At 73.1% G+C, this 17,875-nt stretch carries 14 protein-coding genes and 1 pseudogene; 4 read left to right on the top strand and 11 right to left on the bottom strand.

Annotated elements, in window-relative coordinates:
• The first annotated feature begins 112 nt into the window (after positions 1–112).
• A complete protein-coding gene (locus QZX64_RS07020; RefSeq protein WP_295657929.1) occupies positions 113–1,297 on the top strand; it encodes an ROK family transcriptional regulator in 1,185 nt (394 codons plus the stop codon).
• A gap of 17 nt (positions 1,298–1,314) precedes the next feature.
• Here the strand turns inward: QZX64_RS07020 and QZX64_RS07025 are convergent, their stop codons facing one another.
• The 8 genes and pseudogenes from QZX64_RS07025 to QZX64_RS07060 all read right to left on the bottom strand — a co-directional run bounded on the left by QZX64_RS07025 (position 1,315) and on the right by QZX64_RS07060 (position 10,560).
• The gene (locus QZX64_RS07025) at positions 1,315–1,719 is read right to left on the bottom strand and encodes a glyoxalase (RefSeq protein WP_295657930.1); all 405 of its coding nucleotides are present in this window, start codon (positions 1,717–1,719) and stop codon (positions 1,315–1,317) included.
• A 9-nt stretch (positions 1,720–1,728) separates the two neighbouring features.
• The gene (gene guaA / locus QZX64_RS07030) at positions 1,729–3,315 is read right to left on the bottom strand and encodes a glutamine-hydrolyzing GMP synthase (protein ID WP_295657931.1); all 1,587 of its coding nucleotides are present in this window, start codon (positions 3,313–3,315) and stop codon (positions 1,729–1,731) included.
• Positions 3,252–3,579: pseudogene (locus QZX64_RS07035) on the bottom strand (hypothetical protein); the annotation flags it as partial. The pseudogene QZX64_RS07035 and the gene guaA, both read right to left, overlap by 64 nt.
• A gap of 51 nt (positions 3,580–3,630) precedes the next feature.
• Positions 3,631–4,296, bottom strand: coding sequence for an alpha/beta fold hydrolase (locus tag QZX64_RS07040; RefSeq protein WP_295657932.1), 666 nt, complete (start codon positions 4,294–4,296; stop codon positions 3,631–3,633).
• Positions 4,297–4,313: 17 nt separating this feature from the next.
• The gene (locus tag QZX64_RS07045; protein ID WP_295657933.1) at positions 4,314–5,420 is read right to left on the bottom strand and encodes a GuaB3 family IMP dehydrogenase-related protein; all 1,107 of its coding nucleotides are present in this window, start codon (positions 5,418–5,420) and stop codon (positions 4,314–4,316) included.
• 104 nt (positions 5,421–5,524) lie between these two features.
• Complete coding sequence (locus tag QZX64_RS07050; RefSeq protein ID WP_295657934.1) at positions 5,525–7,516, bottom strand: pre-peptidase C-terminal domain-containing protein; 1,992 nt, start codon at positions 7,514–7,516, stop codon at positions 5,525–5,527.
• A 147-nt stretch (positions 7,517–7,663) separates the two neighbouring features.
• Positions 7,664–9,187, bottom strand: a complete 1,524-nt coding sequence (guaB, locus tag QZX64_RS07055; RefSeq protein WP_295657936.1) for an IMP dehydrogenase — start codon at positions 9,185–9,187, stop codon at positions 7,664–7,666.
• Positions 9,188–9,276: 89 nt separating this feature from the next.
• Positions 9,277–10,560, bottom strand: a complete 1,284-nt coding sequence (locus QZX64_RS07060; RefSeq protein WP_295657938.1) for a multidrug effflux MFS transporter — start codon at positions 10,558–10,560, stop codon at positions 9,277–9,279.
• Between the two features lie 114 nt (positions 10,561–10,674).
• On the opposite strand from QZX64_RS07060, the gene QZX64_RS07065 reads away from it, so the two are divergent.
• Positions 10,675–11,739, top strand: a complete 1,065-nt coding sequence (locus QZX64_RS07065) for a YihY/virulence factor BrkB family protein (protein WP_295657939.1) — start codon at positions 10,675–10,677, stop codon at positions 11,737–11,739.
• Between the two features lie 64 nt (positions 11,740–11,803).
• Here the strand turns inward: QZX64_RS07065 and groL are convergent, their stop codons facing one another.
• Positions 11,804–13,429 (bottom strand): chaperonin GroEL, encoded by a 1,626-nt coding sequence (gene groL / locus QZX64_RS07070; protein ID WP_295657940.1) that lies wholly within the window; start codon positions 13,427–13,429, stop codon positions 11,804–11,806.
• A gap of 110 nt (positions 13,430–13,539) precedes the next feature.
• Positions 13,540–13,833, bottom strand: a complete 294-nt coding sequence (groES, locus tag QZX64_RS07075; protein ID WP_116570841.1) for a co-chaperone GroES — start codon at positions 13,831–13,833, stop codon at positions 13,540–13,542.
• Positions 13,834–14,026: 193 nt separating this feature from the next.
• Between groES and QZX64_RS07080 the strand changes: the two genes are divergently transcribed.
• Together QZX64_RS07080 and QZX64_RS07085 are read left to right on the top strand one after the other, a co-directional pair.
• The gene (locus QZX64_RS07080) at positions 14,027–15,220 is read left to right on the top strand and encodes a class I SAM-dependent methyltransferase (protein ID WP_295657943.1); all 1,194 of its coding nucleotides are present in this window, start codon (positions 14,027–14,029) and stop codon (positions 15,218–15,220) included.
• A 50-nt stretch (positions 15,221–15,270) separates the two neighbouring features.
• Positions 15,271–16,464, top strand: coding sequence for a glycoside hydrolase family 6 protein (locus QZX64_RS07085; RefSeq protein WP_295657945.1), 1,194 nt, complete (start codon positions 15,271–15,273; stop codon positions 16,462–16,464).
• 1 nt (position 16,465) lies between these two features.
• Here QZX64_RS07085 and QZX64_RS07090 read toward each other — a convergent pair.
• Positions 16,466–17,875 (bottom strand): glycoside hydrolase family 3 N-terminal domain-containing protein (locus QZX64_RS07090; RefSeq protein WP_295657946.1); only part of this gene is annotated, 1,410 nt, incomplete at its 5' end.

Here is a 17,875-nt window from a genome sequence, read left to right on the forward strand (position 1 = left end):
AGTCACAGCACTAGTCGTCAAGAGGTGAACACAAAGTGCTCGATCTTGGGTATTGGCCGTGCGTTGCTGCTTTCTCTTGACGATTAGCGACCGGCTCGACCACAGTGTCCGCATGCCGACACGGGTGAGCGCACCAGGATCCACCGCGTCGCTCCGCACCGCCAACCAGCAGCGCGTCCTCGACGTGCTGCGGCGCGGCGTCCCCGCCCCCGACGACGGCGCCGACCCGGCCCCGGTGACCCAGGCGGACCTGTCCCGACTCACCGGCCTGGCACCCGCCACGGTGTCGAACATCGTGCGTGACCTCGCCGCCCACGGGCTCGTCGACACCGAGCCCGGCAGCGGCCGGCGGGGTACGACGGTCCGGCTGGCCCGCACCGCGGGGCTGGTGGCCGGCATCGACTTCGGCCACAGCCACATCGCGGTCGCACTGGGCGACCTCACCGGCGCGATGATCGCCGAGCTGCGCCGGCCACTGCACGCCGGCCACCCCCACGACGAGGGCCTCGACCTGGCCTCGAGCATCCTCACCCAGCTGCTCGCGGAGGCCCGGGTCGCCCCCGCGGGCCTGCGCAGCATCGCCATGGGCCTGCCCGCGCCGGTGACCGACGGCGTGGTCCGGTCCTCCGCCATCCTCCCCGGCTGGGTGGGGGTCCACGCCCAGGACGCCGCCGAGGCGCACTTCGGGGTGCCCACCCACGTCGAGAACGACGCCAACCTCGGCGCCCTCGCCGAGCACCGTGTCGGCGTGGCCCGCGGGCACACCTGCTCGGTGTTCCTCAAGATCTCCTCAGGCGTCGGCGCCGGCATCATCATCAACGACGCGCTGTACCACGGCAGCCTGGGCGCAGCCGGCGAGGTCGGCCACCTCACCCTCGACGAGCAGGGCCCGATGTGCCGGTGCGGCAGCCGCGGCTGCCTCGAGGCCTACGCCTCCACCCCGGCCGTGGTCGCGATGATGGCCGAGCACCTGCCGGGGGCCGGCATCGACGACATCGTGGAGGCCGCCAGGACCGGCAGCGTCGCCGCGGTCCGCACCCTCGAGGACGCCGGCCTCCACCTCGGCTGGGGCCTGGCCAGCGTGGTCAACCTGCTCAACCCGGGGCTGGTCGTCGTCGGCGGCGACATGGCCCGCGCCGGGGACTTCCTGCTCGAGCCCGCCCGCATCGGCCTTCGCCGCCACGCGCTCGACGCGGTCGCCGCCACCCCGGTGGTCGCCAGCCGGCTCGCCGAGCGCGCCTCCCTGACGGGCGCCGTGCTGCTCGCCGCGGAGCGCACCGAGCTCCTCGCCGGCTGAGCGGACGTGGGCGCGGACTACCCCGCCTGCCCGGGCTCCTCCGCCGCCAGCACGACCTCCACCTCGAAGCCCTCGGAGCTCTCGAGGTACAGCGCGACGTGGTCGTCGCCCCCGGCGTGCGGATAGCGGTCGGCGTACAGCTCGTGCCAGCCGTGGGCCGAGGACTCCGCGCGCATCCGGTCGAGCAGGTGGCGCTCGTCGCAGGTGAGGGCGACGTGGTTCACCCCGGGCCGGCAGCGGTCGTGCGGCTCGTCGACGAGGTCCTCGGAGCGCTCCAGGAAGAGGTACGTGCCGTCGGGATGCCCCCAGGACCTCAGGCCGTCGTCGGCCTCCCACCCCAGCTCGCCCAGCAGCCAGCCCCACTCGCCCTCGGCGGTCGCCGGGTCGCCGACCCAGAGGTCGAGGTGGTGCAGCGCCCTCACGTCAGCCCCTCATTCCCACTCGATGGTCCCGGGTGGCTTGGAGGTGATGTCGACGGTGACGCGGTTGACCTCGGCCACCTCGTTGGTGATCCGGGTGGAGATGCGCTCGAGGACGTCGTACGGCAGGCGCGCCCAGTCGGCCGTCATGGCGTCCTCGGAGGTGACCGGCCGCAGCACGACCGGGTGGCCGTAGGTGCGGCCGTCGCCCTGGACGCCCACCGAGCGGACGTCGGCGAGCAGGACCACCGGGAACTGCCAGACGTCTCGGTCCAGACCCGCGCGGGTGAGCTCCTCGCGGGCGATGGCGTCGGCCTCCCGCAGGATGTCGAGACGCTCCCGGGTGACCTCGCCGATGATGCGGATCCCCAGGCCCGGACCGGGGAACGGGTGCCGCCACACGATCTCCGGGGGCAGGCCGAGCTGCTCGCCCACGAGCCGCACCTCGTCCTTGAACAGGGTGCGCAGCGGCTCGACCAGCTCGAACTCGAGGTCGTCGGGCAGCCCACCGACGTTGTGGTGCGACTTGATGTTGGAGGTGCCGGCGCCGCCGCCGGACTCCACCACGTCGGGGTAGAGGGTGCCCTGCACCAAGAAGGCGACCTGTTGGCCCTCGCCGTCGGTGCCGAGGTCGGCACCGGCGAGCACGTCGGCCTCCGCGGCCTCGAAGGTGCGGATGAACTCGCGTCCGATGATCATGCGCTTCTGCTCCGGGTCGCTGACGCCGGCGAGCGCGTCGAGGAACTGCTTCTCGGCCTCGACGACGTGCAGCTTCACGCCGGTGGCCGCCACGAAGTCACGCTCCACCTGCTCGGCCTCGCCCTTGCGCAGCAGCCCGTGGTCGACGAAGACGCAGTCGAGGCGGTCCCCGATCGCCCGTTGCACCACGGCCGCCGCGACGGCCGAGTCGACGCCGCCGGACAGTCCGCAGATGGCCCGGCCGTCCGGGCCGATCTGCTCGCGGATGCGCTCGACCTGCTCCTCGACGATGTTGACCATCGTCCAGGTCGGCCGGCAGCCGGCGATGTCGTGGAGGAAGTGCTCGAGCACCTTCTGCCCGTGCTCGGTGTGCAGCACCTCGGGGTGCCACTGCACGCCGGCCAGCCGCCGGTCGGTGCTCTCGAAGGCCGCGACCGGGGTCCCCAGCGTCGAGGCGAGCACGTCGAAGCCGTCGGGCGCCGCCTGCACCGAGTCGCCGTGGGACATCCACACCGAGTGGTGCTCGGGGATGTCGGAGAGCAGCGTCCCGCCGGCGGTCACGGTGACCGGGGTGCGGCCGTACTCCCGGACGCCGGTGTGGGCGACCGTGCCGCCGAGCCCCTGCGCCATCAGCTGGAAGCCGTAGCACATGCCGAAGACCGGCACCTCGGCGGCGAAGAGCGTGCCGTCGAGCACCGGTGCGCCCTCGGCGTACACGCTGGAGGGGCCGCCGGACAGCAGGATCGCAGCGGGCTCGCGCGCCAGCATCTCGGCCACCGGCATCGTGTGCGGCACGATCTCGGAGTAGACGCGCGCCTCGCGGACCCGCCGGGCGATCAGCTGGGCGTACTGCGCCCCGAAGTCGACCACCAGGACCAGGTCGTGCTCGGGGTGCTCCATGCGCCAAGCCTATCGAGATACGCCGGCGCACGTCGCAGGGCACCCGGCGCCGACGCCGGCACGGCCGGCCGCCGCGGCGCCACCGGGGCGATGTCGCGGTAGCCATCGCCCGCTCCGCCTGCGCGGTGATGGTGAGCGAGGGGTTGACGCCGAGGTTGGCGCTGATGGCCGACGAGGAGGGCCATTTCGCGCACCACCTGGTTGGCCACCGTGGACCCACGTCGGGTTGGGGATGCCGTGGCCCTGTCGGGAGGTCAGGTGGCGCCGGTTCGTGCCCGGTACCCGCTTGGTGTAGGCGACCGACGGGCGCGCGATCTACCTTTCGGCAACATCCGGGACGGCGCTCTGCCCGGGCTCGGACAGGAAGGCGAGCACGACCTCGTTGAACGCCCGGGGGTGGTCGGTGTTGAGCCGCTCGCCGCCCTCGACCTCGACGTACCGGGCCCCGGCGATGCCGTCGGCCACGGCCTTCGCGCCGGCCCGGTGGGCACGGTCGCCCCGGCCGTGGACGACCAGGGTCGGCGCCACGACCCGCACGAGGTCGCCTCGCAGGTCGAGGTCGCGCATCGCCCGCACCACCGCCGTCACCCGCTCCCGGCGCACGCCGCGGGCCTGCATCCGCTGGTCGCTCATTCGGCCCAGGAGACGACCCTGCAGCCAGCCGGCGAGACCCGACTGCCGCACCTGCCCCCCGTTGAGCACGAGCCGGTCGACGCGCTCGGGGTGGCGCGCCGCCAGCCGGGTGGCGACCACCGCGCCGAGCCCGATCGCCACGACGTGCGCGCGCCGTACGCCGCCCGCATCCAGTCCGGCGAGGACGTGCGCCACCGCCGTGTCGAGGTGGAGGTCCTGGTCGCCGGAGAGGTCGAGGCCGAGCACCCGGGGAGCGCTGGCGGTCCAGCCCGGCGGGAGGGCGACGACCTGCTCCTGCCAGGACTGCGGGCTCTGGCCGAGACCGTGGAGGAGGAGGACGTGGGCCATCTGCAGTCCGGTCGGCGTCAGCCGACGACGACCTCGACCCGCTGGAACTCCTTGAGCTCGGTGTAGCCGGTGGTGGCCATCGAGCGGCGCAGCGCGCCGATGAGGTTCATCGTGCCGTCGGCCACCCGGGAGGGCCCGAACAGGATCTCCTCGAGCGAGCCGATGGGGCCGAACTCGACCCGCTCGCCGCGCGGCAGCGCGGCGTGGTGCGCCTCGGCACCCCAGTGGAAGCCCCGGCCGGGGGCGTCGGCGGCGCGAGCCAGCGGCGAGCCGACCATGACCGCGTCGGAGCCGCAGGCGATGGCCTTGGCGATGTCGCCGGAGCGACCGATCGACCCGTCGGCGATGACGTGGACGTAGCGGCCACCGGACTCGTCGAGGTAGTCGCGGCGGGCGGCGGCGACGTCGGCCACCGCACTGGCCATCGGCACGGCGACACCCAGGACCGTGCGCGTGGTGTGCGCCGCGCCGCCGCCGAAGCCGACCAGCACGCCGGCGGCGCCGGTGCGCATCAGGTGCAGTCCCGCCTGGTAGGTGGCACAGCCACCGACGATCACGGGCACGTCGAGCTCGTAGATGAACTCCTTGAGGTTCAGCGGCTCGGACTGGCTGGAGACGTGCTCGGCCGAGACGGTGGTGCCGCGGATGACGAACATGTCGACCCCCGCGTCGACGACGGCCTTGGCGAACTCCTTGGTGCGCTGGGGCGACAGCGACCCGGCGACGGTGACGCCTGCGTCGCGCACCTCGTTGAGCCGCGCGGTGATGAGCTCGGGCTTGATCGGCTCGGTGTAGATCTCCTGCATACGGCGGGTGGCGTCGGCGCCCTGGAGGCGGGACACCTCCTCGAGCAGCTCGGAGGGGTCGTCGTAGCGGGTCCAGAGACCCTCGAGGTTGAGCACGCCGAGGCCGCCCAGCCGGCCGAACCCGATGGCGGTCGCGGGTGACATCACCGAGTCCATCGGCGCCGCGAGCACGGGCAGCTCGAAGCGGTAGGCGTCGATCTGCCACGCCACGCTGACCTCCTCAGGGTCGCGGGTGCGCCGCGAGGGCACGATCGCGATGTCGTCGAAGGAGTATGCGTGGCGAGCGCGCTTGGCCTTGCCGATCTCGATCTCGGTCACCGCACCAGCCTAACGGCGTCCGCGCCCCATCCCCCACGCGCACGGGCGGCCCCACCCCTCGGGGTGGGGCCGCCCGTCCTGGCCGCGGTGGGATGCTGCGAGCGTCAGCGTCCGGAGTAGGCCCAGGCGCTCACGTTGAGGGTGTTCTCCAGGCCGGTGAAGCCCTCGACCGGCGAGTACCGGTCGGTGACGAACCGGACGTCGTCGTCGTCGGCGGTGCCGCCGATGCCGTCCGGGCCGACGCCGTACAGGTTCTTCGCGAAGTTCGCGCCACCGGAGTCCATGACGTTGCCGATCTCGTCGGCGTTGTCGGTGTGGTAGTTGCCGATGGTGTGTCCCACCTCGTGCGCGACGACGTTGCCCACCGCGGCCGAGACGAACTCGACCCGGTCGCTCGAGGCGCTCAGGAACGTGTTGAGCGACGAGGCCGGGCCGGCCGGCGCGCTGAGCACGTCGAGCAGCACGATGGCCTCGTCCTCGTGCCCGTAGTTGCCCGGGTCGATGTACTGCGCGATGCCGATCGTGTCGATCCCGGACTCCGCGATCGTGCCGGCGACGTGGATGCGCGACACGTTCTCCTTGTTGATCAGCTCGGGGCTGGTGCGGGCGTTGAGCACCTCGACGTTGACGTCGGGGTTCAGCCCGCCGGTCTGGAGCTCGGCCCGCAGGTTCTCCCGGACCGTCGCCAGGACGCGGTTCTCGACCTTGCGGGCGTCAGCGCGGGCGATGCCCCACCTCGGCACGAACGAGGAGAACGGGGAGACGGTGCGCACGCCGGGCCCGCCCCACGTGGCCGCGTTGACGCGGCCGGGGGCGAAGTCGAGCAGCACCGTCTGGGTGCGCGCGGTGCGGTCGGTCCGGGCGCCGGGACGGTAGCCCTCGACGGTCACGTCGTAGCGGCCGGTGGTCCCGGTGACGCCGACGGCGTACCAGCCGGCCTCCTCGGCGACGTAGGCGATCGTGGTGTTGCCACCGCCCGGGAGCGGCGAGGTCGGCGGGTAGAGCGAGGAGGCGTCGGTGCCGACGCCACCCACGCGCTCCTCACCGCTCGGGGTGATGACCTTCAGGCCTGTCGCACCGCCCTCGCCCACCCCGCCCAGGACGTCACCGGGGCGCAGGCGCACGGCGTACCAGTCGGCGTCGACCTGCTGCACCGAGATGGCGAGGCTGTAGGGCCCCTTGGCGGCCCCGCCCCTGCCGCTGCCCGAGTCGAACGGGTCGGCCGGGAACGGACCCTCGAACGAGAAGCCCGCGACCAGCACGTAGTAGTCGCCGGCCGCCTCGGGGGTGTAGCTGAGGCTGCTGAGCACGCCGGTGCCGCTGTCGTCGTCGGCCGCCAGGGGTGTGCCCTCGGCGTCGTAGACCGCGAGGATGGTGTCGGTCGCCGCCGCACTGCCCTCGGTGTCGGCGAGGATGGACTGCCCCGCGGCGACGTTGACCTTGTAGAAGTCGAAGTCGTTGGTGCCGTCGCCCGGGGCCTGGCCGTGCGGGCCGTCGCCCAGCACCGAGCTGGTGCGGACCGCACCGCGGCCGACGATGCCCGTGGGCGTGGCCAGCGGGATGGCGCCCTGGTCCTCGGCCGTGGTGATGGCTCGGACCGTGCCGCGCAGGTCGGCGAGGTGGCCCAGGATGCGCACCCGGTTGTTGCGTGCGGCCGCCGTGCCGAAGTCCTGGACCGGCTCGGCGTCGGGGGCCGTGTCGTTGGAGCCGAAGGTGCCCGCCGGCTCCTCCTCGTCGTGGACGAAGGGCGGCGGGAGCGCCGAGGCGGAGGGGGAGGACGCCGTACGGCGGTTGGCAGCCAGCCTGGCGGAGCCGGCGCGGGCGTCCGCCTTGGCGTGCATCGCCTTGTTCCAGGTGAAGTAGTCGGCCTCGGAGACGTCCGGCAGGTTGGCCAGGTAGGGGTTGGGGCTGGTGGAGGGCGTCCTGCGGGCGGCCACGTCGGCCCCCTTGGGCGCCACCTGGATGCCCAGGTCGAGTGTCTGCTGCTGGCCGGGGCTCACCTCCTCGTCGTCGGCGACGACGGCCCCGGCCAGGCTGGGTATGGTCAGACTGACGACGGCGGCTACGCCGATCGACGTCACGAGGCTTGTGCGCACGCGGTTTTCCTCTCCCGAGATGAATCGGATCGAGACCGCGCTCGTGACCATGTGCCGTGTGTGAACAGGGCCCCGATTCCCTGATGTGTCGAACGTAGGGGCAGCCGCCCCCGCCCGTCTACGACGGTGAGGTGAACACTTCGGGGGTCAGCGACCGGTGTAGTTGGGAGCCTCGACGGTCATCTGCACGTCGTGGGGGTGGCTCTCCTTCAGCGAGGCCGACGTGATGCGCACGAAGCGGCCGCGCTCCTGCAGCTCGGGGATCGTGCGCGCACCGACGTAGAACATCGACTGGGTGAGCCCGCCGACGAGCTGGTGCGCGACCGCAAAAAGCGGTCCGCGGTAGGCCACCTGGCCCTCGACGCCCTCCGGCACGATCAGGTCGTCGCTGAGGATCTCGGCCTGGAAGTAGCGGTCCTTGGAGTAGCTCTTCTTGCTCCGGCTGCTCATCGCGCCGAGCGAGCCCATCCCGCGGTAGGCCTTGTACTGCTTGCCGTTGACGAGCACCACCTCGCCGGGCGACTCCTCGGTGCCGGCCAGCATCGAGCCGATCATCACGGTCTCCGCGCCGGCCACGAGGGCCTTGGCGATGTCGCCGGACTGCTGCAGCCCGCCGTCGGCGATGACGGGCACCCCGGCCGGCTTCGCGGCGAGCGACGCCTCGTAGACCGCCGTCACCTGCGGCACGCCGCACCCGGTCACCACGCGGGTCGTGCAGATCGAGCCGGGCCCGAAGCCCACCTTGACCGCATCGGCACCGGCGTCGACGAACGCCTGCGCGCCGTCGCGGGTGGCGACGTTGCCGCCGATCACCTGGACGTGGCGGGTCGCCGGGTCGCTCTTGAGACGGGAGACCATCTCGAGCAGCATCCGCACGTGACCGTGCGCGGTGTCGGCGACGAGCACGTCGACGCCGGCCTCGATGAGGGTCGTGGCGCGCTCCCAGGCGTCGCCGAAGTAGCCGATGGCGGCCCCGACCATGAGACGGCCGTCGGCGTCGTACGACGCGTGCGGGAACTGCTCGGACTTCACGAAGTCCTTGACGGTGATCAGGCCGGTCAGGCGGCCCTCGTCGTCGACGAGCGGCAGGCGCTCGCGCTTGTGCCTGCGCAGCAGCAGGGTCGCCTCGTCGCGGGAGATGCCCACGTGCCCGGTGATGAGCGGCATCGGCGTCATCATCTCGTCGACCTTGGTGCTCGCCCACTCCGCCACCGGGGTGAAGCGCAGGTCGCGGTTGGTGATGATGCCGAGGAGGCGGTCGTCGGTGTCGACCACCGGGAGGCCGGAGACGCGGTACTCCCCGCAGGTGCGGTCGAGCTCCTCCAGGGTCGCGTCGGGGCCGATGGTGACGGGGTTGGAGATGATGCCGGTCTGGGTGCGCTTGACGAGGTCGACCTGGTAGGCCTGGTCGTCGAGCGAGAGGTTGCGGTGCAGGACGCCGAGGCCGCCCTGGCGGGCCATCGCGATGGCCATCCGCGACTCCGTGACGGTGTCCATGGCGGCGCTGACCAGCGGCACCCGCAGGCTGATCTCGCGGGTCAGGCGGGAGGTGGTGTCGATGTCGACCGGGCTGAGGTCGGAGTGGCCCGGCAGCAGCAGCACGTCGTCGTAGGTCAGGCCGAGGGCCGCGAACTTGTCGGGGATGCCTTCGTGGTTGAGACCGTCGGTCATGGGTCGGCGACGACCTTTCGCAAGCCGGGGGGACGAGACTCCATCCTACGCGCGCCGCACACACCTCCGTGACCGAGCGTCGCTCGCGGTCAGAGGCACTCGGTGGGCTCGCTGGGCTCCGGACGGCTGGCCGGCACCGGCGTGGCCATGGCGCGCAGGTGCCACGCCCAGCAGAGCTGGCCGGCTACCACCAGGACCGCCGAGCCGAGCGCCAGGGTCAGCACGGAGTGGGTGACCCAGGGCGTCACCAGCGCGACGGTGAGCCCGTTGAGCAGCAGCGCGAAGAAGGTGAACATCGAGACGGCGGCACCGCGCGAGCGGGGGAACATGTCGAGCAGCACCAGCTGGAGCGTGGGGTACGCCGCCGCCGTGCCGACCGCGATGACCGCGGGCCCGACGACGGCGTACGGGAGCTCCGCGGCCGTGGGCAGCGTGGCGAGGACGACGTTGAGCACCGCGCCGCCGGTGGCGAGGACCATGGACCAGGTCACCAGCCGCCGCCCGGGGACGCGGCCCGCCGCGCGGCCGCTGATCCAGGCGCCGAGCATGACGCCCGAGATCATCGGCACGAAGAACACCCAGAAGTCGAGCTCGCCCCGGCCGAGCAGGTCGACGACGAAGATCGGCGCCGAGCCGATGTAGAGGAACTGGCCGCCGAAGCCCAGCGCGGCCGCCCACGCCACCCGGTGGAAGGCCAGGTTGAGCGAGACCTCGGCGAGGCTGCCGAGCAGCGGCCGCACCGCCAGCGGCGTACGGCGCTCGGCGGGGTGCGTCTCGGGCAGCGCGACGGCCACCAGGGCCACGAGGAGCAGGCCGACGCCGGCGAGGAACCAGAAGATCACCGGCCAGGGACCGGCCTGCAGCAGGAGGCCCCCGACGATCGGCGCGACGGCCGGGGCGACGCCGAAGATCATCATGACCCGGCTCATCAGCCGCTGGGCCTGGGGTCCGTCGAAGACGTCGCGGATGACGGTGCGGCTGACGATGACGCCGCCCCCGGCGCTGAGCCCCTGCAGGACCCGGAACCCCAGCAGCATCGGCAGCGACGTGGAGAACGCGCAGCCGACCGAGGCCACCGCGAAGACGGTGCACCCGGCGAGGATCACCGGTCGCCGCCCGACCGCGTCGGACAGCGGCCCGTGGAAGGGGCTCATCAGCCCGAAGGCCAGCAGGTAGGCGCTCACCACCAGCTGCATCCGGTCGGAGGTGACGTCGAGGTCCGCCCCCATCCTCTTGAACGCGGGGAACGGGGTGTCGATGCTGAACGGCCCGAGCATCGACAGCCCGGCCAGCAGCAGCGGGACCACGACCATCGCGGTCCTCGGCGACATCCGGGCGCCGACGAACGTCGCGGGCGTGGTCGTCGGGGGCACACCTCAGCCTGTCAGACCGGTGGGGCCCCGACCTCCCCGGCCGCGTCGCGCGAGCGGGCCGGCCGGCCGGCCGTGCTGCGGCCGGCCCGTGCGGCGGGTGAGTAGCCTCGCCACATGAGCGGCGTGGTCGACAGGATCGACCGGTTCCAGGAACGTCACCCGGTCGTGTCGTTCCCGCTCGCGGTCGTCTACAAGTTCTTCGACGACCAGGGCAACTACCTCGCGGCGACGCTGACCTACTACGCCTTCGTCGCGATCTTCCCTCTCATGCTGCTCGGCACCTCGATCCTCGGGTTCGTCCTCGAGGGCCGGCCGACGTGGCAGGAGGACATCCTCGACTCGGCGCTCAGCCAGTTCCCGATCATCGGCAACGAGCTCGGCCGGCCGCAGGGCCTGAGCGGCTCGGTCAGCGGCGTGCTGGTCGGGTCGCTGGCCGCGCTCTACGGCATCCTCGGCCTCGGCCAGGCGCTGCAGAACACCATGCACGTCGTCTGGTCGGTGCCGCGCAACAGCCGGCCCAACCCGATCTACTCGCGGGTGAAGAGCCTGATGCTGTTCCTCACCGCCGGCACGTCGCTGCTCGCCGTCACGATCGTGTCGGCGGTGGCCACCACCACCGACGCCTTCAGCCAGTGGGTCGACACCTCACTGACGCGGCTGCTGCCCCTGTTCACCGTGCTCGTGGTGGGTTGCGGGCTCACCGCGCTGTTCCGCCTGGCGGCGACGGGCCAGCACAGCTTCCTTCGCGCGGCACCCGGGGGCTTCACGCTGGCGGTGCTGTGGCAGCTGCTCCAGCTCGTGGGCGCGTGGTACGTCTCCGCGGTCCTGGTCGGCACCACCTCGATGACCGAGATCTTCGGCGTCGTGCTGGGGCTCATCGGCTTCATCTACATCGGCGCCGTGATGGCGGTGCTGGCGATGGAGGTCAACGTGGTGATCGCCCGCCAGCTCTATCCCCGGGCCCTGCTGGCACCCTTCACCGACAACGTGCACCTCACCCGCGCCGACCGCCGGGCCTACACCGACTACGCGCGCATGCAGCGGCACAAGGGCTTCGAGCGGGTGGAGGTGGTGTTCGCCGAGCCGCCCTCGGAGGCCGACGGGACCGGGGCGCACGAGGGCCCGGCGGGCGCGGTCGACCGCGAGCGTCGCTCGGCCGCCACGGCCGCCGACGACTGACTCCGACGCGACTGACCCGCCCGGGGAGCCCGGGCGGGTCAGTGGCTGGTGCGTGCTGCTGGGGTCAGTGGCCGTGGCCGTGACCGTGACCGCCGGGTGCGGCCGACTCGTCCGGGTCCTCGGGCTTCTCCACGACCAGCGTCTCGGTCGTGAGCAGCATGCCCGCGATCGAGGTGGCGTTGACCAGCGCGGAGCGGGTGACCTTGACGGGGTCCAGAACACCCTGGGCGACCAGGTCGCCGTACTCCTCGGTGGCGGCGTTGAAGCCGTTGCCGACGCCGAGCTCGCGGACCTTGCTGGTCACGACGTAGCCGTTGAGGCCACCGTTCTCGGCGATCCAGCGCAGCGGCTCGTCGGCGGACTTGCGCACGATGCGCACGCCGGCGGCCTCGTCGCCGGTCAGGCCGAGCTCGTCGTCGAGCACGCTGACGGCGTGGATGAGCGCGGAGCCACCGCCGGGGACGATGCCCTCCTCGATCGCGGCGCGCGTCGCGGAGACGGCGTCCTCGATGCGGTGCTTCTTCTCCTTCAGCTCCACCTCGGTGGCGGCGCCGACCTTGATCACGCACACGCCGCCGGCGAGCTTGGCGAGGCGCTCCTGGAGCTTCTCGCGGTCCCAGTCGGAGTCGCTGGCCTCGATCTCGGCCTTGATCTGGTTGACCCGGCCCTCGACCGCGCCCGAGTCGCCGGCGCCGTCGACGATCGTGGTGGCGTCCTTGGTGACGACGACGCGACGCGCCTGGCCGAGCACCTCGAGGCCGACCTGGTCGAGCTTGAGCCCGATCTCGGGGGCCACGACCTGACCGCCGGTCAGCGTCGCGATGTCCTCCATCATGGCCTTGCGGCGGTCGCCGAACGCCGGGCTCTTCACCGCGACGGCGTTGAACGTGCCGCGGATCTTGTTCACCACCAGGGTCGAGAGGGCCTCGCCCTCGACGTCCTCGGCGAGGATGAAGAGCGACTTGCCGGCCTGGATGACCTTCTCGAGCAGCGGGAGGAGGTCGGAGACGGCCGAGATCTTGCCCTGGTGCAGGAGGATGTAGGGGTCGTCGATGACCGCCTCCATGCGCTCGGGGTCGGAGACGAAGTACGCCGAGATGTAGCCCTTGTCGAACTGCATGCCCTCGGTGAACTCCAGCTCGGTGCCCATGGTGTTGGACTCCTCGACGGTGATCACGCCGTCCTTGCCGACCTTGTCGAAGGCCTCGGCGAGCAGGTCGCCGATGACGCTGTCGCGGCTGGAGATGGTCGCGACCGAGGCCATGTCCTCGCGCGACTCCACCTCGCGGGCGGCCTCGCGCAGGGCGTCGCCGACGGCCTCGGCGGCGGCGTCCATGCCGCGCTTGAGCCCCATCGGGTTGGCGCCCGCGGCCACGGCGCGCAGGCCCTCGTGGACCATCGCCTGCGCCAGCACGGTGGCGGTGGTGGTGCCGTCACCCGCGACGTCGTTCGTCTTGGTGGCGACCTCCTTCGTCAGCTGGGCGCCGAGGTTCTCGAAGGGGTCGTCGAGCTCGATCTCACGCGCGACGGTGACACCGTCGTTGGTGATCGTGGGGGCTCCCCACTTCTTGTCCAGGACGACGTAGCGGCCCTTGGGGCCGAGGGTCACCTTGACGGCGTTGGCGAGCTTGTCGACGCCGCGCTCGAGCGAGCGGCGACCGTTCTCGTCGAACTCCAGGATCTTGGGCATTCAGTGCTCCCTTGGAAGAGGTTCCATCGGACAAGACCATCGCCCGGGTGGCGTCGCACGGCGTGGGCGCGAACGGCCCACCCGTGCGACGTCCCGGGCGATGGGAGGAATCAGGAGACGACGGCGAGGACGTCGCGGGCCGAGAGGATGAGGTACTCGTCCCCGGCGTACTTGACCTCGGTGCCGCCGTACTTGCTGTAGATGACCTTGTCACCCACGGCGACGTCGAGCGGGACGCGGTTGCCGTTGTCGTCGATGCGACCGGGACCGATCGCCAGGACCTCGCCCTCCTGGGGCTTCTCCTTGGCGGTGTCCGGGATGACCAGGCCGGAGGCCGTGGTCTGCTCGGCGTCGAGGGGCTTGACGACGATGCGGTCCTCGAGGGGCTTGATGTTGACCGACACTTCTGATCAACCTGCACTTTCCACTGTTGGTCGACTGGGAGGGAGCCGGTCGGCTCCCGCACGTAGAGGCCTGCTCGCCGGTGCGCCGTCGCGGGGGTCGCACTGCTCGCAAGCGCTGGCACCCTCGCTGTGAGAGTGCCAGCACAGACGCTAGCACTCGGCACGTCTGAGTGCCAGCGCGGTCCCTGCGAGGATGGAGCGCGTGGAGGCCGAGACGTTTGCCTGGCTGCTGACCGGCGCCGGTCAGCAGGTCCTCGATCGCGCCGCCCACGCGTGGGCCGACGCCGACGGGGACCCGGTGCGCTCCGCCGCGGCGATCCGCAGGGTCGAGCCCGACCCGGAGCGGTCGGCGGCGGCCCTGACCCAGGTGCAGCTGCGAGCGCGTGCCGTCGCCAAGTTCGGCGACGACGCGGTGCGGATGTACTTCACCCCCGACGCGCTCGAGCAGGCGACGCGTCCCCGGGTCGCGGCCCACCGCGCCGCGCGCCTGGTCGCGGCCGACGCCGGCACGGTCCTCGACCTCGGCTGCGGCATCGGCGGCGACCTGGTGGCCTTCGCGCGCGCCGGGCTCACCGCCGCGGGCGTCGACCTCGACCCCGTCCGCGTGGCGGTCGCCCGGGCCAACCTCGAGGCCCTCGGCCTGCCCGGGGCCGTCCGGGTCGCCGACGCCACCACCGTGGCGGTCGGCGGCTTCGGTGCCGCCTTCGCCGACCCCGCCCGGCGCGGGGCGCGCGGCCGGGTCTTCGACGCCGAGGGCTGGACCCCGCCCTGGTCGTTCGTCACCGGGCTGCTGCGGGGACGCGCGGTGGTCAAGGTCGCCCCGGGCATCCCCCACGACCTGGTGCCCGAGGGGGTCGAGGCCGAGTGGGTCAGCGAGCGCGGTGAGGTGAAGGAGGCCGCCCTGTGGTCGCCCGCCCTCGCCACCACCGCCCGGCGGGCCACCGTGATCGGGGTCGGCGGCCTGGCGTCCATGACCTCCGAGGACGATCCGTACGCCGACCGGCCGAGGCCCGTGCGCGGCGTCGGCGGGTTCCTCTACGAGCCCGACGGGGCGGTGATCCGCGCCGGGCTCGTCACCGCCGTGGCGGCCGGCGTCGACGGCGGGCTGCTCGACGAGCGGATCGCCTACGTCACCTCCGACGCGTCGTACCGCACGCCCTTCGCGACCTCCTACCAGGTGCTGGAGGAGCTGCCCTACCGCGAGAAGCCGCTGCGGGCGGCGCTGCGCGCGCGCGGCATCGGCAGCCTGACCATCAAGAAGCGGGGCGTCGACGTCGTGCCCGACCAGCTGCGCAAGCGGCTCGCGCTGCGGGGCGAGGAGACGGCGACCCTGGTGCTCACCCGCGTCGAGGGGCACGGCACCGCCCTGCTGGTGCGGCCCTACTGACTTCGGCGAAGCGTCCACGCCTCGCCGACATCTCCCTTACCTTCAGGGGCATGCCGACTCTCCCCCGATCCGCAGGACGGCGCGTGCTGACGCGCGCGAGCCTGGCCGGCGCCCTCCTCGCCCTGGCCGTGCCCGCCGTCGCCCACGCCCTGGCCGCCCCCGCCACCACCTTCCTGCCGACCGAGTCGCTGTCGACCGGGTCGCCGTCGGCCGGCGCGTCGTACGCCAGCCGCACGGCCGACAACCCGCTCGCGGGCCGGACGTGGGGCCGCGCCGACCTCGACCCGACCCTGGACGCCTACCGCGCCGCGAGCGGCGCGGACCAGGCCCTGCTGGCCGGGGTGGCCATGCAGCCCAAGGCGGCGTGGCTGGGCTCCTGGTGGTCGACCGAGAAGCTGCAGAAGGTGGTGGGCCGCTACATCGCCACCGCCCAGGCCGGCGACCCCGAGGCGCTCGTGCAGCTCGCGACGTTCCGCATGGAGCCGTGGGAGCAGGAGGCGTGCCGCCGGGTCTCGACGCCCGCCGAGCAGGCCGCCTACAAGGGCTGGTTCGACGCGCTGGCCGCCGCCATCGGCAGCGCCCACGTCGCGGTGGTCCAGCAGCCCGACGGCCCGTTCGTGCTGTGCGCGCCGGGGAGCCCCAGGCATCACGCGCGCCTGATCAGCTACGGCACCCGGGTGCTCAGCGCCCTGCCGAACACCAGCGTGTACGTCGAGGTCGGCGCCGCCGACTGGCCGAACGACGACCCGGCGAAGGCCGCGAGGATCGCCCGGCTCGGTGGCGTGCGGCACGCCCGCGGCATCGCCCTCAACGGCACGCACTACGACACGACCGAGCGCCAGGTCCGCTTCGGCGCCCGGGTGGTGCGGCTGCTCGCCGAGCGCGGCATGCCCGGCAAGGCCGTGGTCGTCAACACCACCCAGAACGGTCGCGGCTTCCGCGCCGGGGACTTCCACCGCAAGTACGACCGCATCGACACCTGCGACCTGCCGCGGGCCACGGGGACCTGCTACGACCACGCGCCGGTGTGCACGCGGCCCGCCCAGCGCGTCTGTGTCACCCTGGGCATCCCGCCGACCACCGACGTCGCCGATCCCGCGTGGGGCCTCTCCGCCCGCGCGAACGCGCTGGCGCGTGAGCACGTCGACGGCTACCTGTGGTTCGGCAGGCCGTGGCTGTTCATGCAGAACCAGCCGTTCCAGCTCGACCGGACCCTCGCCCTGGCCCGCAGCACGCCGTACTGAGTCAGCAGCCGCGCCGGGGCACGCCCGCGACCTGCACGGGCAGGCGTCCCGGCGCCGTCGCCCGGCCGGCCAGCACCTCCACCAGCGCCGCCATCGCGCCCGGCGTCTCGCCGTAGGTCGCGAGGCGGACGCCTGCCGAGACCCGGCCGAGGACGTACGGCGTGTCGGTGGCGACCACCACCGGCGCCGCGGTGGCGCCGCCGCGGTAGCCGGTGAAGGCGAGCGGGGTCCCCTGGTAGACCGGCGTGGGATCGATCCTGCGCCACTGCCGCAGCCGCTTCTTGGCCCGCTTCGGCGGCCTCGGCGGCTTCTCGTAGGCGATGCGGCCCAGGGCCAGGCCGGCCGCCGCGGCCGCGGCGCGGAAGCCGGCGACCGCGACCGGCGCGCCGATCGGCACCACGGGTCCGCTGATGAGCGCGCCCTCGCAGGGACCCGACACCGACGTGACCGCCGCTGCCGAGAGCGCGCGGGACGCCGCCCGCCCGGAGCCGGGCCGCGCGCCCTTCGCCGCGGTGGCGCGGTGGTGCAGCAGCAGGGCGACCTGCCGGGCGGCCGCCTGCTCGAGCCGGTCGCGGCTCAGGCGGCCCTCGCGCACCGCTGCCACGATGCCCGCGCGAGCGGCCGCGGGGTCGCTGGGCATCAGCAGCACGTCGTTGCCGGCCCGGAGCGCCTTGACCGCGACCTCCCCGGGCCGGCGTCCGGCGGCGACGCCGGCCATGTCGAGCGCGTCGGTGACCACGAGCCCCTCGAAGCCGAGGTCCTGGCGCAGGAGGCCGGTGACGACCTTGCGCGACAGCGAGCCGGGCACCCGCGGGTCGACGGCCCGGACGTCGAGGTGGCCGACCATGATCGCGGAGGCGCCGGCCGCCACGGCGTCGGCGAACGGCACCAGGTCGGTGCCGCGCAGCTGCTCCAGGGTGCGGCCCTGGACCGGCAGCGTGCGGTGGCTGTCGGCCGGCACCGACCCGTGCCCCGGGAAGTGCTTGAGCACCGGCACGATCCCGCCCGCGGCGAGGCCGCGCGCCGCGGCCGCGACGTGCGCCGAGACCAGCGCGGGGTCGGAGCCGACGGAGCGGGCGCCGATGGTGGGGTCGGCCGGGCCGACGGTCACGTCGGCGTCCGGGGCCAGGTCGAGGTTGAAGCCGAGGCCGCGCAGCTCGGCCGCGCTCGCGGCGTACGCCCGCTGCGTCAGCGACGGATCGCGGGCGGAACCGGCCGACATGAACGCCGGGAACCGGGTGGCGTCGCCCTTGACCCGCTCGACGGCGCCGCCCTCCTGGTCGACGGCGACGAGCAGCGGCCACGGCCGGCGTACGTCGCGGCGCAGCGTGGCGTTGACCCCGCGGATCTGGCCGGTGGAGACCATGTTGTCGGCGAACACCACGACCCCGCCGAGGTGGAGCCGCCGGAC

The organism is uncultured Nocardioides sp. (assembly GCF_902805925.1).
Taxonomy (GTDB): Bacteria; Actinomycetota; Actinomycetes; order Propionibacteriales; family Nocardioidaceae; genus Nocardioides.

What these genes read in the sequence shown, in the direction of transcription:
- QZX64_RS07020 (WP_295657929.1), top strand. Translation starts at nt 113, where the DNA reads ATGCCGACACGGGTGAGCGCACCAGGATCCACCGCGTCGCTCCGCACC.
- guaA (WP_295657931.1), bottom strand. Translation starts at nt 3,315, where the DNA reads ATGGAGCACCCCGAGCACGACCTGGTCCTGGTGGTCGACTTCGGGGCG.
- QZX64_RS07040 (WP_295657932.1), bottom strand. Translation starts at nt 4,296, where the DNA reads ATGGCCCACGTCCTCCTCCTCCACGGTCTCGGCCAGAGCCCGCAGTCC.
- guaB (WP_295657936.1), bottom strand. Translation starts at nt 9,187, where the DNA reads ATGACCGACGGTCTCAACCACGAAGGCATCCCCGACAAGTTCGCGGCC.
- QZX64_RS07065 (WP_295657939.1), top strand. Translation starts at nt 10,675, where the DNA reads ATGAGCGGCGTGGTCGACAGGATCGACCGGTTCCAGGAACGTCACCCG.
- groL (WP_295657940.1), bottom strand. Translation starts at nt 13,429, where the DNA reads ATGCCCAAGATCCTGGAGTTCGACGAGAACGGTCGCCGCTCGCTCGAG.
- QZX64_RS07080 (WP_295657943.1), top strand. Translation starts at nt 14,027, where the DNA reads ATGGAGCGCGTGGAGGCCGAGACGTTTGCCTGGCTGCTGACCGGCGCC.
- QZX64_RS07085 (WP_295657945.1), top strand. Translation starts at nt 15,271, where the DNA reads ATGCCGACTCTCCCCCGATCCGCAGGACGGCGCGTGCTGACGCGCGCG.